The organism is Muribacter muris (assembly GCF_004569585.1).
GTDB lineage: Bacteria > Pseudomonadota > Gammaproteobacteria > Enterobacterales > Pasteurellaceae > Muribacter > Muribacter muris.
The window spans coordinates 155,065-171,762 of record NZ_SPPA01000001.1 but is presented as its reverse complement, the minus strand read 5'-3'; the positions used below and the strand labels follow the sequence as shown (position 1 = coordinate 171,762).

The following is a 16,698-nucleotide window of genomic DNA, read 5'->3' as shown; positions in this document are numbered from 1 at the left end:
ATAATTGATAATTTTTTATAATAATGCTGATTTTACTGTGTATTGAATCATTTCTATACATCCAATATCTGCTGTGATAGCTGTGCTTAGCGGTTATGCACTGTTCGACCAAATGCAAATGAACTGGACTCAAACATAAACTTGAGCAAATATACGGGCTAAATCAATGCTCTTCTGTATTGCCGGTAATATCTAACTCTGTTTTACTAGTACGGAACTCAGAACTGAGGTCTTAATTCATTGTTAAAACTTGCTAAAATAATAAAAAGACAGTGATTATCTTGCTACTATACAAAATGCCCTCCTGAAAAAGTATTTTTGAAAAGAAACATTGGTTCGTGTTTTGCATAATAGCTGATTACTTTCAATTGAAGATACTTAATTTGGGGCAGACGCAATAAACGGCAAATTCAAAGTTGCCATCATTGATTAAGTTCACTTCGGTGGCTGTAGTGTGTTCATCAAAAAACTCTATGTTAGTTCACAATTTCGCTTTGCAGCAATAAGAGACTATCTTACCACTTGCTAGCTACAACAGTGAGTCGGTTTTACTTTAATCTTTATCATCTGAACCCAAAAATCATCGCCCTAAAAATAATCAACAAAAGGTAAATTTTATTCAAGATAAATAAATTAGCTTGAATTTCTTTTATCTAGATCACATTTTTTACATTTTGGGATTGTGATTTTTCCTAAAAATACTATGATCGCATTCGGTTTGGCGGTGGATCTTATGTTTGCATTGTTAGATTAGTTATCCTCCAAATCATTTTGGTTGCCGTTTTGGCAACCGCTTGTTCAATCTTTTGGAGGATCGAATGGATCAAACTTCATCAACACGTTTTTCATTAACGTGGGTACTTAATTTATTTGGTACAGCGGTCGGAGCCGGTGTATTGTTTTTGCCTATCAATGCCGGAATGGGCGGCTTTTTACCTTTAGTGGTAATGGCGGTGTTAGTCGGACCGATGACCTATTTGGCACACCGTGGGCTTGCCCGTTTTGTGCTGTCGTCTAAGCAGCCGGGTAGCGATATTACCAGTGTGGTGCGGGAGCATTTTGGTAAGTTAGCAGGGGTAATGATTACGTTACTTTACTTTTTAGCGATTTTCCCGATTTTATTGATCTACGGTGTTGGTATTACTAACACCGTAGCGTCGTTTTTGGAGAACCAATTGCAAATGCCGGTACCGCCGAGATACATTTTATCGCTGATTTTAATTGCGGTGATGATTGGCGTAATGTTGCTCAATGAAGCGGTGATGTTGAAAATTACCACCTATTTGGTCTATCCGCTGGTCGCGATTTTACTAGGTTTATCTATTTATTTAATTCCGCATTGGAATGGTGCTGCATTAAGCGAAGTGCCGCAAGCCGGTGATTTTGCGCTGACATTATGGCTGACAATTCCTGTTTTAGTCTTTGCATTTAACCACTCGCCGGCGATTTCAAGTTTTGCTCTTTCACAGCAAAAATTCTATCAAGATCCGGCACAAACCGATAAAAATGCCAGCCGTACCTTACGTTGCACCGCAGGCATTTTAGTGTTATTTGTGATGTTCTTTGTGTTTAGCTGTGTATTAACTCTAACGCCGCAGGAATTAGCGGAAGCCAAATCGCAAAACATCTCGGTGTTATCTTATTTGGCAAATAAATTCGATAATCCGGTCATCTCTTACTTTGGGCCGTTGGTCGCTTTCCTTGCTATCGGAAGTTCATTCTTCGGGCATTATTTAGGGGCGAGAGAAGGTTTAGAGGGGCTGGTTAATCAGTTACGTGATGAGCCGATCAAACCGGCAAAATTCAAAAAAATTACGGCGGTGATCTTTTTGATTACCCTTTGGATTGTGGCAACCATCAACCCAAGTATTCTCGGCTTCATTGAGAGCTTAGGCGGGCCGGTGATTGCGATGATCCTGTTTATTATGCCGATGTATGCTATTCGCACTGTGCCGTCTTTACAAAAATTCGGCGGTAAACTTAGCAATGTTTTTGTGGTCGTAATGGGGCTGATTGCCATTTCAGCGATAGTTTACGGCTTATTCTAATGTGATAGAATCTTTCCTATTTTGAGATGAGTTTACGAGTAGGTATCGGCATCGTGGCGATACCTACTTTTTCGTCTGTTATGATTGAGTGTGTTTATGATTAGTGTATTTGATATGTTCAAAGTGGGGATTGGCCCGTCTAGTTCCCATACGGTCGGCCCGATGAAAGCCGGCAAAGAATTTATTGATGAATTGGTCGCTTGCAAATTATTGGCAAAAACCGACCGCTTGCGTGTTGATGTTTACGGCTCTCTTGCCCTGACAGGAAGGGGGCATAGCACCGATATTGCCGTGATTATGGGATTGATGGGCTATTTACCGGATAATGTCGATATTGAGCGGATTGAAGGCGTGATTACCCGGTTGAAAGCCGATCAACAATTAGTATTGGCGGAAGCACGACCGGAGAGTGCCAAAACAATTCGGTTTGATTTCTTTGCGGATATGCCGTTCCATTATGATTTTCTGCCTCGCCACGAAAACGGCGTGATTTTCACTGCCTTTGCCGGCGATGAAACGCTGTTCAGTAAAACCTATTACTCGATCGGCGGCGGCTTTATTGTCGATGATGAACATTTTGGTGAATCCCAACAAAGCAAAATCAGTGTACCGTTTCCCTATAAAAATGCCGAAGATTTGCTAAATCACTGCAAAGCACAAGGGTTACCGCTTGCCAGTTTAGTGTGGCGTAACGAACTGGCGTTGCGCCCGAAGCAAGAGATCAAAGAGTATTTGGCGAGAATTTGGCAGGCGATGGACAGTTGTATTGAGCGAGGCTTAAATACGGAAGGTTTATTGCCGGGGCCGTTAAAAGTTGTCCGCCGCGCGCCCGCTTTACGCCGAACCCTTGAGGCAACGGGCAAATTAAATAATGATCCGATGCAAATTATTGATTGGGTGAATATGTTTGCTTTAGCCGTAAATGAAGAAAATGCGGCGGGCGGTCGCGTGGTTACTGCGCCAACCAATGGTGCGTGCGGGATTGTGCCGGCAGTGCTGGCGTATTACCGCCGATTTATCGGGGAACTAAATGACGATATTGTTGAACGCTATTTATTGGCAACCAGTGCGATCGGCTCGCTGTATAAAATGAATGCGTCTATTTCCGGTGCAGAAGTGGGGTGTCAGGGTGAAGTTGGTGTAGCGTGCTCAATGGCGGCGGCAGGCTTGGCGGAAATTATGGGCGGCTCGCCGACTCAAGTATGTATTGCGGCGGAAATCGCAATGGAGCATAATCTCGGCTTAACCTGCGATCCGGTGGGCGGGCAGGTGCAAGTGCCGTGTATTGAGCGAAATGCGATTGCGTCCGTCAAAGCCATCAATGCTTGTCGAATGGCACTGCGTTTAACCTCCGAGCCGAGAGTGAGCTTGGATAAAGTGATTGAAACAATGTACGAAACCGGCAAAGATATGAATGCCAAATACCGTGAAACCTCCACAGGCGGCTTGGCAATTAAGATTGTGCCGTGTGATTAAGCGAGATCAGCACAGCATTTAGGGAGAAATGAGGCAAATATGATTGGATTTTATACGCTGGCAATGAAGGAAGCAAAACGGGTGCTGCGGATTTGGCGACAAACCTTAGTCCCGCCGATCATTACGACATTGCTCTATTTCTTGATTTTCGGGACATTGATCGGTCATCGTATCGGGGAAATGAACGGCGTGAATTATATGCAGTTTATCGCCCCAGGGTTGATAATGATGTCTGCGATTACGGCGGCGTATAATAATACCGCTTCCTCGTTTTTCCTTAGTAAATTTGTGCGCAATATTGAAGAATTGCTCGTTTCGCCGCTTTCAACTCACATTATTATTTGGGGCTATGTGGCGGGCAGTTTAGTGAGAGGCGGGCTGGTCGGCATCTTGGTTACCCTTGTCGCCCTCTGTTTTGTTTCTTACGAGATCTATTCTTGGGCAGTGATTGTACTGACGATGCTGATGACGATTATTGCCTTTGCCTTGGGCGGTTTAATCAACGCGATTTTTGCGAAAACCTTTGATGATATCGGCACAATCCCCACCTTTGTGCTAACGCCGCTAACCTATCTCGGCGGGGTATTTTACTCGATTAGTCTCCTGCCGCCGTTTTGGCAAAGCGTCTCTCAATTTAACCCGATTGTGTATATGATCAGCGGTTTCCGTTACGGCTTTTTAGGGACGGCGGATGTCTCTATCTACTACACTTTCGGCGTATTGGCTGGGTTTGTGCTGGGGCTTTATCTTATCGCCTATACCTTGATTGAAAAAGGGGTAGGGCTACGCAGCTAAACAAGCAGTCGGTTTAGCGGGAAAATTTGCGAATGGTGTCGCAGTTTGACAGAAAACGATTTTAATCAACTTCTAGGGACACCCTGAAATCCTACCAAATTGATATTCCGAGCGGTTAGGCACACGCAGTAAGTCTGTTTCATCACATCTTAGAATGGCGTGATATTATGACGGAAAGCGTGCTGTTATTAAAAGGTCAGTTATGCCAGTGTCGCATAAATTTAGACAAGGAAAAGATCCGTCAGGCGATAGGAAAATATATCGCCCGACGTGTTATTGGTTTATCCGTTCGCTCTTGAAACGGCTAACGGCGCAAAAGTTTGGGCGGTAGGCATCACTTCAATGCGGTTAATATTAACGTGCGGCGGCTGTTGATTGAGCCAAAGCACGATATTAGCAATATCCTGCGGGGTAACATACTGCACGTTTTCATAGACTTTAGCCGCTTTTTCGTCATCGCCTTTAAAACGGATATTGGAAAATTCCGTGCCGCCGCATAGACCCGGTTCGACATTGCTTACCCGAATAGCCGTTCCCGCCAAATCCGCCCTTAAATTCAGGCTAAACTGCTTGACGAAGGCTTTCGTACCGCCATAAACATTCCCGCCGGGGTAGGCGTAGCTTCCGGCAATCGAACCGAGATTGATAATATGCCCGCTATTTTTCGCCACCATTTCCGGCAGGATAAAGCGGGTAATGGCGACTAAGCCTTTGATGTTGGTGTCGATCATTGTTGTCCAATCGTCAAGATTGGCTTGATCCGCCCGTTCCAACCCTAATGCCAAGCCGGCATTATTCACCAATAAATCAACCGCTTGCCAGCCTTGCGGACGGGCGGCGAGCTGTTTTTCGGTCTCTGTGAGGTCTTGCACATCGAATGCAAGCGGTAGAAATCGGTCGCCAAATTGCAATTTTAATTCATTGAGACGCTCGGTGCGTCTGCCGGTGCCGATCACTTGGTAGCCGGCTTCAATTAAGGTTTTGCAAATGGCTAAGCCGAAACCGGCGGTTGCGCCTGTTACTAATGCAGTTTTCATCGTGTTTCTCCTCTTTAAGATAATGCTTTGTAGGTTAAGGATACCATCAATAGCCCCACGGTGATGACTAAAATTTTCTTAATAATTTCACCGTTAGAACGAATAGCGTGTAAGCTGCCGAAATGATTGCCAAGTAAATTCGCGATAATCATCGGAATACCAATCAGAAAAGCCATTTTGCCGGCAATTAAAAAGGAGACGAAAGCTCCGATATTTGAGGCAAAATTAAAGATCTTTGAGGTTGCCGAGGCTTGTAGCAGGCTTAATTTATTGATGATAAACAACGCAATAATGAAAATACTGCCTGTGCCCGGCCCGAAAAAGCCGTCGTAAAGCCCACAATTAAGCAGGTAATAAACACCGCTAACGCAGATTCTTTAATTTCGTTGGTTTGTGGATTGCCGGCAAGCAATTTACCTTTAAACAAGGTCGCAGCCAAGCCGAGCGGCAAAAACGCAAAAATAATATAATTGATGATGTGGGTCGGCAGCATCAAAATGACTTCTGCCCCTAAATAAGCACCCAATAAGGCGGAGGCTATGCCAATCGGCACAATCTTCCAAATGATTGCATTGCTTTTCATAAAGTTTTTGATGGCGGCAATCGTGCCGAGGGTACTGACTAATTTCTCTTGTCCTAACGCAAGCTGGGGCGGCAGCCCCACCATCAAAAATGCCGGAATTAAGATCAGCCCTGCACCACCGGCAATCGCATCAATATAACCGGCGATCAGTGAAGCCAAAATCAATAGACCTAGCCCGATGTAAAAATAGTCGGCGATAATACTGCCTTCGATAAAAGTTTGTGTCATTTTTGCCCCTTGTCTTAACAATTTTGTTACAATGGAAGTATAGGCGGTCATTAGACAAAATAAAAGTGAAAGATTTTCAACCGACTATGAATTTCGTTCATATTGAAGAATAGCGAATTTTTAGTGATTTTGATTTTCAAAATCTATCAATTAAAAGTAAATCAATCGAGATATTTTATTAGATTGATAGATTGAGAAATGTTTCGGCACGCTTATAATAGCCGCCGTAGTTTTACCTATCTATTTGTTGGAGGAATGACTTATGTCAGCGAAATGCCCTTTTGATCACAAAACTTTAACATCGGCAGCCGGTGCGCCAGTGGTGGATAACGACAATACAATGTCGGCAGGTCCGCGTGGTCCTTTACTTTTACAAGACGTCTGGTTTCAAGAGAAATTAGCCCACTTTGCCCGTGAGCGTATTCCTGAGCGTGTAGTTCACGCTAAAGGTTCGGCAGCTTACGGTACTTTCACCGTAACACAAGATATTACCCAATACACCAAAGCGGCGGTATTTAAACCGGGTACGCAAACTGAAGTGTTATTACGCTTTTCAACCGTAGCGGGTGAACGTGGTGCGGCAGATGCAGAGCGTGATGTACGCGGTTTCTCATTAAAATTCTATACCTCTCAAGGTAACTGGGACTTAGTGGGTAACAACACACCGGTATTCTTTATCCGTGATCCGTTAAAATTCCCTGATTTTATTCATACTCAAAAACGTAACCCGCAAACCAACTTGCGTGATGCGAATGCGGCGTGGGATTTCTGGTCTCGCCACCCTGAGTCAATGCACCAAATTATGACATTGTTCTCTGACCGTGGTATTCCGCAAACATTGCGTCATATGAACGGTTACGGTAGCCATACTTACAGCTTTGTAAACGATAACAACGAACGTTTCTGGGTGAAATTCCACTTCAAAACTCAACAAGGCCACAAATTCTACACTAACGAAGAAGCGGCAAAAGTAGTGGGTGAAAACCGTGAATCCAGCCAACAAGATTTATACGAAGCGATTGAGCGTGGCGAATTCCCACGTTGGACAGTCCAAGTGCAAATTATGCCGGAAGCAGATGCGCATAAACACAACTATGCTTTTGACTTAACAAAAGTATGGCCGCACGGTGATTACCCGTTAATCGAAGTGGGTGTATTAGAGTTAAACCGCAACCCGCAAAACTACTTTGCTGAAGTTGAACAAGCGGCATTTGCGCCAAGCAACATCGTTCCGGGGATCGGTTTCTCACCAGACCGTATGTTACAAGGTCGTCTGTTCTCTTACCAAGATGCACAGCGTTACCGTTTAGGCGTGAACCACCACCAAATTCCGGTGAACGCACCAAAATGCCCGTACCACACGACTCACCGTGATGGTGCAATGCGTGTAGATCACAACGGCGGTGAAAATCCGAACTATGCACCAAACCGTTTTGACACATACGTTCCGACCCACGATCAATTACCACTTCAAATTGAACGTGAAGCGGCGCACTTCAACTTCCGTGAGTACGATGAAGATTATTACTCACAACCGGCTGCGTTATACAATATCTTCACACCGGAACAAAAAGACCGTTTAGCAAGTAACTTTGCTGCCGGTTTATCAGGTGTTACCGTACCGGAAATCGTGGAAAGACAATTAGCTCACTTTGAAAAAGTCAGCACCGAATTAGCAAACGCCATTCGTCAGAAACTTGCTAAATAGCAATTTCAGACATATTTTCTCCTTGTCCTAAGGCGTTTGCTATATCCAAGCCCTATCGGCATTAGTCGATAGGGCTTTCTTCATAACATTGATGACCAAAGTTATTCAACAAGCGGTACGTTATGCGGCATTTTTTGTAATATTATGCCACCACGACATCAAATTAATTTTTAAAGAGGAAAAATGGAATACCGCTATTATATTACCTTTGCGATTGTGGTGATTATCCTACAAGGGCTGGTTTATACCTTCTCTCGTACGCAAGCGTGGCTGTTTAATTTCGGCAAAACGGCACGACGTGTTAATCTTGTCCTGAATTATCTCGTGATTAACGGCTTAATTCTGCTGCATTTCACCACCCAAATAACATTATTTCGCCCGTTGGCATTGTTACTTGTCATCTTATGGTTTGCGCTGTTGAGCCGCCTTGCCACCCAGTTATTGTCTTGGCTCGCTAAGCGTTGGATTGAACCGCAACGTCTTAACCGTTACTTAAAAGGCGGCTATTGCATTTTATTTATCGCCCTGATCGGCACGAGTGTGTATAACGCCTATGTCCCCAACATCGTGCATTATGATATTGAATTGGATAAACCGATCGCTCCAATGAAGATCGGCGTTGCCAGCGATTTATATCTCGGCAAATTAGTCGGTCGCTGCCAGCTTGACAAATTAGCTACGATCTTTGAACGGGAAAAGGTCGATCTGATTTTGCTACCGGGGGATATTATGGATGATAATGTGGAAGCCTACCTTGCCGAAAATATGCAACCGTCCCTCAAGAAATTAAATGCCCCGTTGGGTGTTTATGCTACCCTCGGCAATCACGATTTTTTCGGACATCAAGCGGCGATTGCTGAGCAAATCCGCCAAGCTGGTATTCATTTATTGGCGGATCAAGCGGTCGTTTTACCGCAAAAATTTGCGATTATCGGGCGTAACGACGATTTAGTCGCTAATCGCCCGACGGCTGCCGAATTATTGGCAAACCTCGATCCGACCCTGCCGATTTTGTTGCTCGACCATCGCCCGAGCGAAATTGAGCAACACGCCAAACTGCCCATTGATTTACAAGTATCGGGACATACTCACCGAGGGCAGATTTTTCCGGCAAATTTGATCACCGCCTTACTTTATCCCCTTGATTACGGCTACCAAAAAATCGGACAAGGGCATTATGTGGTTACGTCCGGTTACGGCTTTTGGGGAATCCCAATGCGGCTCGGCTCACAGGCGGAAGTGGTGATTATCCATCTGAAAGGGCGGTCGCTAACCGCTCAGTAATCTTCTCATAAAGTAAAAAGAGAGACATATAGAAATGCCTCTCTTTTTTTAGTTTTTCATTGCTACACGTCCCTCAATGTAAGGGAAATGGGGCTACGCTTTACACATAAAATGTCAGAGACCATCTCGCTTATCGGATTTTCACCATCTGATGATCTTGAAACTGCTGGTACAGGCTGCGTAGCGGCGTGCCGTCCGGTAAGATTAAATCGGGATTGAGTTCGTAGAGCGGCACGATGATAAATTCACGGTTTGTCATATCGTAGTGCGGCACGGTTAAACGTTCGCTGCAGATTTGCTCATTGCCGTAAAGCAGAATATCCAGATCCAAGGTACGCTCGCCCCAACGGCGTAAGCGTACCCGCCCTTGTTCATTCTCAATCTGTTGTAGGCGATCCAACAGCGCTAAAGCGGTGAGTTCCGTGTCAAATTTTGCAACGGCATTGACATAATCGGGTTGATCTTGCGGGCCTAGCGGTTTGCTGCCGTAAAAGGCACTGACGCTCATTTCCTTTGCAAATTTTTGGAGCGAAACAACCGCTTGTTCCAACTGTGCAACAGGATTTGCCAAGTTTGAGCCGAGGGCAATATAAACACTAGGCATCAGTGTTCTCCCCGTGTCGGTTTTTTCGCGCGTGAAAAGCGGCGGCAGGGTTTGCGTTTACGCTTCGGTTGCTCTTCACGGAAACTTGGCGGGGTTCTCACATTTTGCAGAATATCGTGGCGTTGGTTATCGTTGCTGAATTGAAATTCGTGCCACCACGCACTTAATTCCACTAAATCGCCGCCCTCAATTTCCGCCCGCATCACCAGTAAATCGAAACCGGCACGGAATTTGATGTGAGCAAGGGTTTGTTTTGCCCGTTTTTCCGTGCGTTTCGGGAATTGGAATTGTAACGCCCAAATATCTCGAATAACGGCGGTATGGCGACGGTGCAGTGCAACGGCACGATTGCTTTCCGCCAAAATATCGTTAGCCGCCAGCATCATTGCATCATAGCTGTTTAAGCCGCCTTCGTTTTTTAGCTCGTCAATTTTTTCCCGCAGGGGATACCAAAGCAGCGCGGCGAATAAAAAGGCGGGATTGACCCGTAGGTTATCCCGAATACGCTCGTCCGTTGAGTTTAACGCTTTGGCGATCATTTTTTCGCTTTGGGAGTCGTTACGCTCGGTAAAATAAGGGGCGAGCACCGGAAAAAGTTGTTCAAACAAGCCGTACTGACGCAGTAATTGGTAGGTTTTAAAGCCGCAGCCGGATTGCAGTAATTTTAACGATTCATCAAACAGCCGTGCCGGTGGAATTGCTTTCAGTAAGTGTGCCATTTGGCGAATTGGTGCATCGCTGCTTTTTTCCAAAAACATATCCAATTTTGCCATAAAGCGTATGGCACGCAACATTCTGACCGGATCTTCTTGATAGCGGACAACGGGATCGCCGATCAGAGTCAGTTTGCCGGCACGCAGATCTTTGATGCCGTTGAAAAAGTCGAAGATCAGTTGGCGTTTGACATCAAAGTAGAGCGCATTAACGCTGAAATCCCGCCGTTCTGCGTCCTCCCGCATTGTGCCGTACACATTATCCCGCAGCAGCATTCCCGTTTCACTGGTTTTAGACATTCTGTCATTGCTGTTGCGGTGATGCTCGGCACGGAAAGTGGCGACTTCGTAAATCTCCCGCCCATAGACAATATGAGCAAGGCGGAAACGGCGACCGATAATGCGACATTGGCGACCGAAAATCTTTTGGATTTCTTCCGGACGGGCATTGGTGGCAATGTCAAAATCTTTAGCGGGCTTGCCTAGCAATAAATCACGAATACAGCCGCCGACGATGTAGGCTTGGTAGCCGTGATTGAGTAATTTATTGACAATGTTGATCGCATTTTGCGGAAAATGTTTCAGGGAGATGCCGTAATCCGCCGCATTAACCGTAAATTGCTGATGTAGAATATGCGGAGGGGTATGTGCCGCTTTTTTACTATTTTTCTTTGGTACGACACCATTATCCCGTTTCGGCGCAGTCTGAACAAGCGGCTTGCCCGATTTTTGAGGGGAAATCGGCTCTGCAAGCGGTGGGTTTTTCTCTTTTTTTTGCCGAGAAAAAAAGGATTTAATGTAGTTTAAAATAATACACCTCGTATAAAGTAACAATGGACAATGAAATTCATTGTCCATATCTGTTTGTTTAAGCTGGGAAATTAACCGCCCATCTGCTTTTCACGAATTTCGGCTAGGGTTTTGCAATCTACGCACAACTCGGCGGTCGGGCGGGCTTCTAAGCGTTTCAGACCGATTTCAATCCCGCAGGCATCGCAGTAGCCGTAATCGCCTTCGTCTAATTTAATCAGGGTCTGTTCAATGCGTTTGAGTAATTTTCGTTCACGATCACGGTTGCGTAACTCTAAGCTAAATTCTTCCTCTTGAGTGGCACGGTCGGCAGGATCGGCAAAATTAGTAATATCATCTTGCATCTGGCTTTTGGTACGTTCCGCTTCTTCCATAATTTGTGCGTGCCACGCTTTGAGAATTTTACGAAAATGCGCTTCTTGCGCTTCGTTCATATACTCTTCGTCCTTACCGAGTTGGTAAGGGGTTACCCCGGCAAGGGTCAATAAACTTAAAGAAGTGGTTTTTGCCACTGTCATAATTCACTCCGTTTTGGTTTCCCTAACTGCCGATCACGATTTCCCCGAGTTGCCAAAGGGCATTTTGCAAAAATGTTGATAAAAGCGACCGCGTGATGAAAGAGTATTGCGGGCGATTTTGCCAACTTGGGTGATGCTGCTAAATTTAGGGGCTGTTTTTAGGGGCGTATAAATAGCAAAAGAAAAGCCCTTTGGCAAATAAATTTGCAAAAATACGCCGACTTTTTCAGCAAATAACCGAGCCGTGTGCTATTTGCTGTTCGCTAACACTAAACGCAGTTGGACGGCACTTGGCGTAACAATCGGCAAAAATGCCGCTTCACGCCAACGGCGTGCGAAACTTAACCCGCCGTGCTTGAGGTAGCCTCGTCCGCCGCCGGCTTGCAGTTCCAGTAATACACTTTGAGCGACCACATCAACAATGTCTATCCGTAATTGGAATAAGGCTTTCGGGTGGCGAATAAAGTAATCTTTTTCCGCCAATCCCTGTGCTAATTGTTGCTCAATCTCCGCGAGGCGTTGGCTGACGGTTTGCCATTCTTGCTGTAAGACGGCTCGGTTTGATGCCAGCGTTGCGGCAACTTCCGCTAAGCAACGTTTGGCGAGCCCGAACGGCATTCCGCATTGTAAGCCTAAAAAAGCGGGGCGAATTTGTGCGAGATAGTGATTTGCGTCTGATGAGATTATCCAATCGGGATTTAGTTCCACATTCTCAAAGGTTAATGCAGCGGTATTGCTGCCTTGCAGTGCGATAAACTCCAAATCATCGCTGCGGCTCAAGCCGTCTGCTTCGGAGGGGACGGTCAAGATAACCGACTGATTGCTGCCTTCGACTGCCGCTGCAAAAATAGCAACGAAACGCCCCGCTTGCAAGTTGGTTACCCAAGGCAGCCGCCCGTTTAAGACTTTTTTGCCGCCCCGTTCGGAAAGGGTAACTTGCAACTCTTCCACACCGGAGAGGAATTTGACCGCATTAGACAGCCCCGTGCCGCCGGAGCGTTTACCGCTTAGCAATTCCGCCAGCCATAATTGGCGGGGGATCGGATTAGCGGAGGCAATCAGATTTTCGATCAGCGTGAGGTGTCCCCAACTGATGAAAGCGGCGGTTAGGGAGTATTGAGCAAGGGCTTCAATGCCTTGAATCGCATTGAAAATGGATTTGCCGTCGCCGCCAAATTCGGCGGGTACGCCTAAGCGAAAGATACCTTCATTAGCGATTTTGGTGAGTAACTCGGCACTGTGTTGATTGGATTGATCGAGAGTGTCGGCGTGTTTTACCAGCCAGTCGGTGAAATTTGCTGAAAGTAATGACATTGTGTGTTCCTTCTTCTCAATAGTGGGATAGCTCTATCCTAGAGGAGTTTTTTATAGCGTTGAAATAGATAATAGTATTTTGATATTTCAAAATGCTATTAAAAAGATTTACAGGCGAACGCTATCGCAAACGTTTGCTTGGTGGTATAATTCCGAACGGTTTTTATTTGATTGAGGTTTTTTCTGTGACAACACAACTAAGTTATAAAGATGCTGGCGTAGATATCCACGCAGGAAACGAATTGGTCGAGCGTATCAAAGAGGATGTAAAACGCACGCGCCGTCCGGAAGTAATGGGTGGATTAGGTGGCTTTGGTGCGTTATGTGCCTTACCAACCAAATATAAAGAGCCGATTCTTGTATCTGGTACGGACGGTGTCGGCACGAAATTACGCTTGGCGATCGATCTCAACAAACACGACACAATCGGCATTGATTTAGTCGCAATGTGTGTGAACGATTTGGTTGTGCAAGGCGCAGAACCTTTATTTTTTTTAGATTACTACGCAACTGGTAAATTAGATGTTGAGGTGGCAAGCTCGGTGATTAAGGGGATTGCCAACGGTTGTGAACAGTCAGGCTGTGCGTTAGTCGGCGGTGAAACGGCGGAAATGCCGGGAATGTATCACGCAGGCGATTACGATTTAGCCGGTTTCTGTGTCGGCGTGGTGGAAAAAGCCGATATTATTGACGGCTCTGCGGTGAAAGTGGGCGATACGCTGATTGCACTTGGCTCAAGCGGACCGCACTCTAACGGCTACTCATTGATCCGTAAAGTGTTGGAAGTTAGCGGAGCGAATGCTAACGATGAGTTAGCCGGCAAACCGCTCAGCGAGCATTTGCTTGCACCAACCAAAATTTATGTGAAATCGGTCCTTCAACTGATCAAACAAGCGGATGTTCACGCTATTGCCCATTTAACCGGCGGCGGCTTCTGGGAAAATATTCCACGGGTATTACCGCCGAATGTGAAAGCGGTCATCAACGAAGCGAGCTGGGAATGGGCACCGGCATTTAAGTGGTTGCAAGAGAAAGGTAATATCAGCCGTTATGAAATGTACCGCACCTTTAACTGCGGTGTGGGAATGGTGATTGCCCTGCCGGAAAGTGATGTGGAAACGGCGTTAGCGGTGTTAAAACAAGCCGGCGAAGAGGCGTGGGTTATCGGCAAGATTGAAAACCGCGCCGAAGGCGCAGAGCAGGTTGAAATCCTCTAAAATTTAACGCATAACAGTCTATCCCCCCTGCTTATAGGGGGGTATTTTTTGGAATAAATATGAAAAATATTGTGGTGATGATTTCGGGCAGCGGCACGAATTTACAAAAAATCATTGAGGCGCAGCAAGCCGGTAATATAAACGGCAGAATTTGTGCGGTCATTTCCAATAAAGCGGACGCTTACGGTTTGGTACGGGCAGAACAAGTCGGTATTCCAACCTTTGTGTTTGAGAGGAAAGCCTTTGATAGTAATCAGGCAATGGATAGTGCGATTGCCGAGCAATTAATCCGGCTCGATGCGGATTTGATTGTGCTGGCGGGCTATATGAAAATTCTCACTGCCGAATTTACCTGCCGTTTTGCCGGTAAAATTATCAATATCCACCCGTCATTATTGCCGAAATATGCCGGTTTACATACCCACGAACGGGCAATGGCAGCCGGTGATCGTGAGCACGGTATGAGCATTCATTTTGTGAATGAGGAAGTGGACGGCGGGGCAATTATTTTGCAGGCGAAAGTGCCGATTTATCCCGATGATGTGCTAGATGAGGTGATTCAGCGGGTGTATGAGCAAGAGCATCGCTGCTATCCTCTCGTCGTACAATGGTTTTGTGCTGATCGTCTGTATTTGGAGAACGGCAAAGCCTATTTGGATAATCAACCTCTTGGGCCGCAAGGCTATGCGATAGAATAATTGAGACAAGCGGTCATTTAATCTCTCTTATTTGCAAAATGCCCTTTGTGTCCCAAAGGGCTTTATCATAAAAAAAACTAATCTGAAAACGCAATTTATATCGCCCTCCCTGATTTTAAAAATATGATCTAGATCGCATTTTTCTGCGCCGCTTCTCTGTATGATCCGCCCCGTTATTGTTTAACAAACAGAGTAGGAAAAAATTATGAGCAATACACGTCTTGAAGTGGATTTATTAGGTGAACGAGAAGTACCGAATGAGGCTTATTGGGGCATTCATACCTTACGGGCGATCGAAAATTTTAATATCTCAAATAATACGATTTCTGATGTGCCGGAGTTTGTGCGGGGAATGGTGATGGTGAAAAAAGCCACCGCACTTGCCAACGGCGAATTAGGGGCAATTCCGAAAAAAATTGCTAAAGCGATTGTGCAAGCCTGTGATGAAATTCTTGTTAACGGGCGTTGTATGGATCAGTTCCCGTCCGATGTGTATCAAGGTGGGGCGGGGACATCCGTCAATATGAATACGAACGAAGTGGTGGCAAATTTAGCTCTCGAAATCTTAGGGCATAAAAAAGGTGAATACCAATATTTAGACCCGATGGATCACGTTAATGCCAGCCAATCAACCAACGATGCCTACCCGACAGGCTTCCGCATTGCCGTGTATAACAGTGTGATGCAGTTGATTAGCAAGGTGCTTTATTTACAACAAGGCTTTGAAAATAAAGCGGCGGAGTTTGCCCAAATCTTAAAAATGGGGCGTACCCAGTTACAAGATGCCGTGCCGATGACACTGGGGCAAGAATTTAAGGCTTTCTCGGTACTACTTGATGAAGAGGTGAAAAATCTCAAACGGACTGCCGAATTACTGTTAGAAGTCAATCTCGGAGCGACTGCGATCGGCACGGGGCTCAACACCCCGGAAGGTTATGCGCCTTTGGCGGTAAAATACCTCTCGGAAGTAACTCAACTGCCGTGTGTATTATCTGAAAATTTGATTGAAGCCACATCAGATTGCGGCGCTTATGTGATGGTGCACGGCGCATTAAAACGCACAGCGGTAAAACTGTCTAAAGTGTGTAACGATTTGCGTCTGTTATCGTCAGGGCCGAGAGCCGGTTTGAACGAAATCAACCTACCGGAATTGCAAGCCGGTTCGTCTATTATGCCGGCGAAAGTAAACCCGGTTGTGCCGGAAGTGGTTAATCAAGTGTGCTTTAAAGTGATCGGTAACGATACGGCGATCACCTTTGCGGCGGAAGCCGGTCAATTACAACTGAATGTAATGGAGCCTGTTATCGGGCAGGCAATGTTTGAATCCATTGACATTTTAGCCAATGCCTGTGTGAATTTGCGTGATAAATGTATTGACGGCATTACGGCGAATAAGGACGTGTGCGAAAGCTATGTGTTTAATTCAATCGGTATCGTAACCTACCTCAATCCGTTTATCGGGCACCATAACGGCGATATTGTCGGCAAAATTTGTGCAACAACAGGTAAAGGTGTGAAAGAGGTTGTACTTGAGAGAGGGGTGCTCACCGAAGAACAATTAGATGATATTCTGTCCGTTGAAAATCTGATGAACCCGAAATATAAAGCGAAGCGGTTTGAAGACGAGTAAGATGATTTCATAAACAAAGGGTTAAGATATTTTTC

General features: G+C 45.5%; 13 protein-coding genes and 1 pseudogene. 8 read left to right on the top strand and 6 right to left on the bottom strand.

The genetic code is table 11. The features are described 5' to 3' along the window. Nucleotides 1-818 precede the first annotated feature (818 nt). From E4T80_RS00815 to E4T80_RS00805, 3 genes are all read left to right on the top strand, one after another. The gene (locus E4T80_RS00815) at nt 819-2,048 is read left to right on the top strand and encodes a serine/threonine transporter (RefSeq protein ID WP_135054084.1); all 1,230 of its coding nucleotides are present in this window, start codon (nt 819-821) and stop codon (nt 2,046-2,048) included. Nucleotides 2,049-2,144: 96 nt separating this feature from the next. Further along, nucleotides 2,145-3,524: an L-serine ammonia-lyase gene (locus E4T80_RS00810; protein ID WP_135054082.1), complete on the top strand. Its 1,380-nt coding sequence runs from the start codon at nt 2,145-2,147 to the stop codon at nt 3,522-3,524. A 39-nt stretch (nt 3,525-3,563) separates the two neighbouring features. After that, nucleotides 3,564-4,319 (top strand): ABC transporter permease, encoded by a 756-nt coding sequence (locus tag E4T80_RS00805; protein WP_047975910.1) that lies wholly within the window; start codon nt 3,564-3,566, stop codon nt 4,317-4,319. A gap of 281 nt (nt 4,320-4,600) precedes the next feature. Here E4T80_RS00805 and E4T80_RS00800 read toward each other — a convergent pair whose 3' ends face one another. Together E4T80_RS00800 and E4T80_RS00795 are read right to left on the bottom strand one after the other, a co-directional pair. Next, nucleotides 4,601-5,356, bottom strand: a complete 756-nt coding sequence (locus E4T80_RS00800) for an SDR family oxidoreductase (protein WP_135054080.1) — start codon at nt 5,354-5,356, stop codon at nt 4,601-4,603. Nucleotides 5,357-5,370: 14 nt separating this feature from the next. Beyond that, nucleotides 5,371-6,167: pseudogene (locus tag E4T80_RS00795) on the bottom strand (sulfite exporter TauE/SafE family protein). A 262-nt stretch (nt 6,168-6,429) separates the two neighbouring features. On the opposite strand from E4T80_RS00795, the gene E4T80_RS00790 reads away from it, so the two are divergent. Together E4T80_RS00790 and E4T80_RS00785 are read left to right on the top strand one after the other, a co-directional pair. Beyond that, the gene (locus tag E4T80_RS00790; protein WP_135054078.1) at nt 6,430-7,875 is read left to right on the top strand and encodes a catalase; all 1,446 of its coding nucleotides are present in this window, start codon (nt 6,430-6,432) and stop codon (nt 7,873-7,875) included. 183 nt (nt 7,876-8,058) lie between these two features. Continuing rightward, on the top strand, nt 8,059-9,159 hold the full coding sequence (locus E4T80_RS00785; protein ID WP_135054076.1) for a metallophosphoesterase: 1,101 nt from the start codon (nt 8,059-8,061) through the stop codon (nt 9,157-9,159). Between the two features lie 130 nt (nt 9,160-9,289). Here E4T80_RS00785 and folK read toward each other — a convergent pair whose 3' ends face one another. The 4 genes from folK to E4T80_RS00765 form a co-directional block, all read right to left on the bottom strand. Next, a complete protein-coding gene (gene folK / locus E4T80_RS00780; protein ID WP_135054074.1) occupies nt 9,290-9,763 on the bottom strand; it encodes a 2-amino-4-hydroxy-6-hydroxymethyldihydropteridine diphosphokinase in 474 nt (157 codons plus the stop codon). Next, the gene (pcnB, locus tag E4T80_RS00775; RefSeq protein ID WP_135054072.1) at nt 9,763-11,334 is read right to left on the bottom strand and encodes a polynucleotide adenylyltransferase PcnB; all 1,572 of its coding nucleotides are present in this window, start codon (nt 11,332-11,334) and stop codon (nt 9,763-9,765) included. Before pcnB ends, folK begins: the two co-directional genes overlap by 1 nt. 23 nt (nt 11,335-11,357) lie before the next feature. Then, nucleotides 11,358-11,804 carry an RNA polymerase-binding protein DksA gene (gene dksA, locus E4T80_RS00770; protein ID WP_047975916.1) on the bottom strand — a complete coding sequence of 149 codons (447 nt, stop codon included), beginning with the start codon at nt 11,802-11,804 and terminating at the stop codon, nt 11,358-11,360. Between the two features lie 249 nt (nt 11,805-12,053). Next, on the bottom strand, nt 12,054-13,118 hold the full coding sequence (locus E4T80_RS00765; protein WP_135054070.1) for an acyl-CoA dehydrogenase family protein: 1,065 nt from the start codon (nt 13,116-13,118) through the stop codon (nt 12,054-12,056). 185 nt (nt 13,119-13,303) lie between these two features. On the opposite strand from E4T80_RS00765, the gene purM reads away from it, so the two are divergent. From purM to aspA, 3 genes are all read left to right on the top strand, one after another. Continuing rightward, a complete protein-coding gene (purM, locus tag E4T80_RS00760; RefSeq protein ID WP_135054068.1) occupies nt 13,304-14,335 on the top strand; it encodes a phosphoribosylformylglycinamidine cyclo-ligase in 1,032 nt (343 codons plus the stop codon). Nucleotides 14,336-14,394: 59 nt separating this feature from the next. Continuing rightward, nucleotides 14,395-15,033, top strand: a complete 639-nt coding sequence (purN, locus tag E4T80_RS00755) for a phosphoribosylglycinamide formyltransferase (RefSeq protein ID WP_135054066.1) — start codon at nt 14,395-14,397, stop codon at nt 15,031-15,033. 205 nt (nt 15,034-15,238) lie between these two features. Next, a complete protein-coding gene (gene aspA / locus E4T80_RS00750; protein ID WP_135054064.1) occupies nt 15,239-16,663 on the top strand; it encodes an aspartate ammonia-lyase in 1,425 nt (474 codons plus the stop codon). The last annotated feature ends 35 nt before the right edge of the window (nt 16,664-16,698 follow it).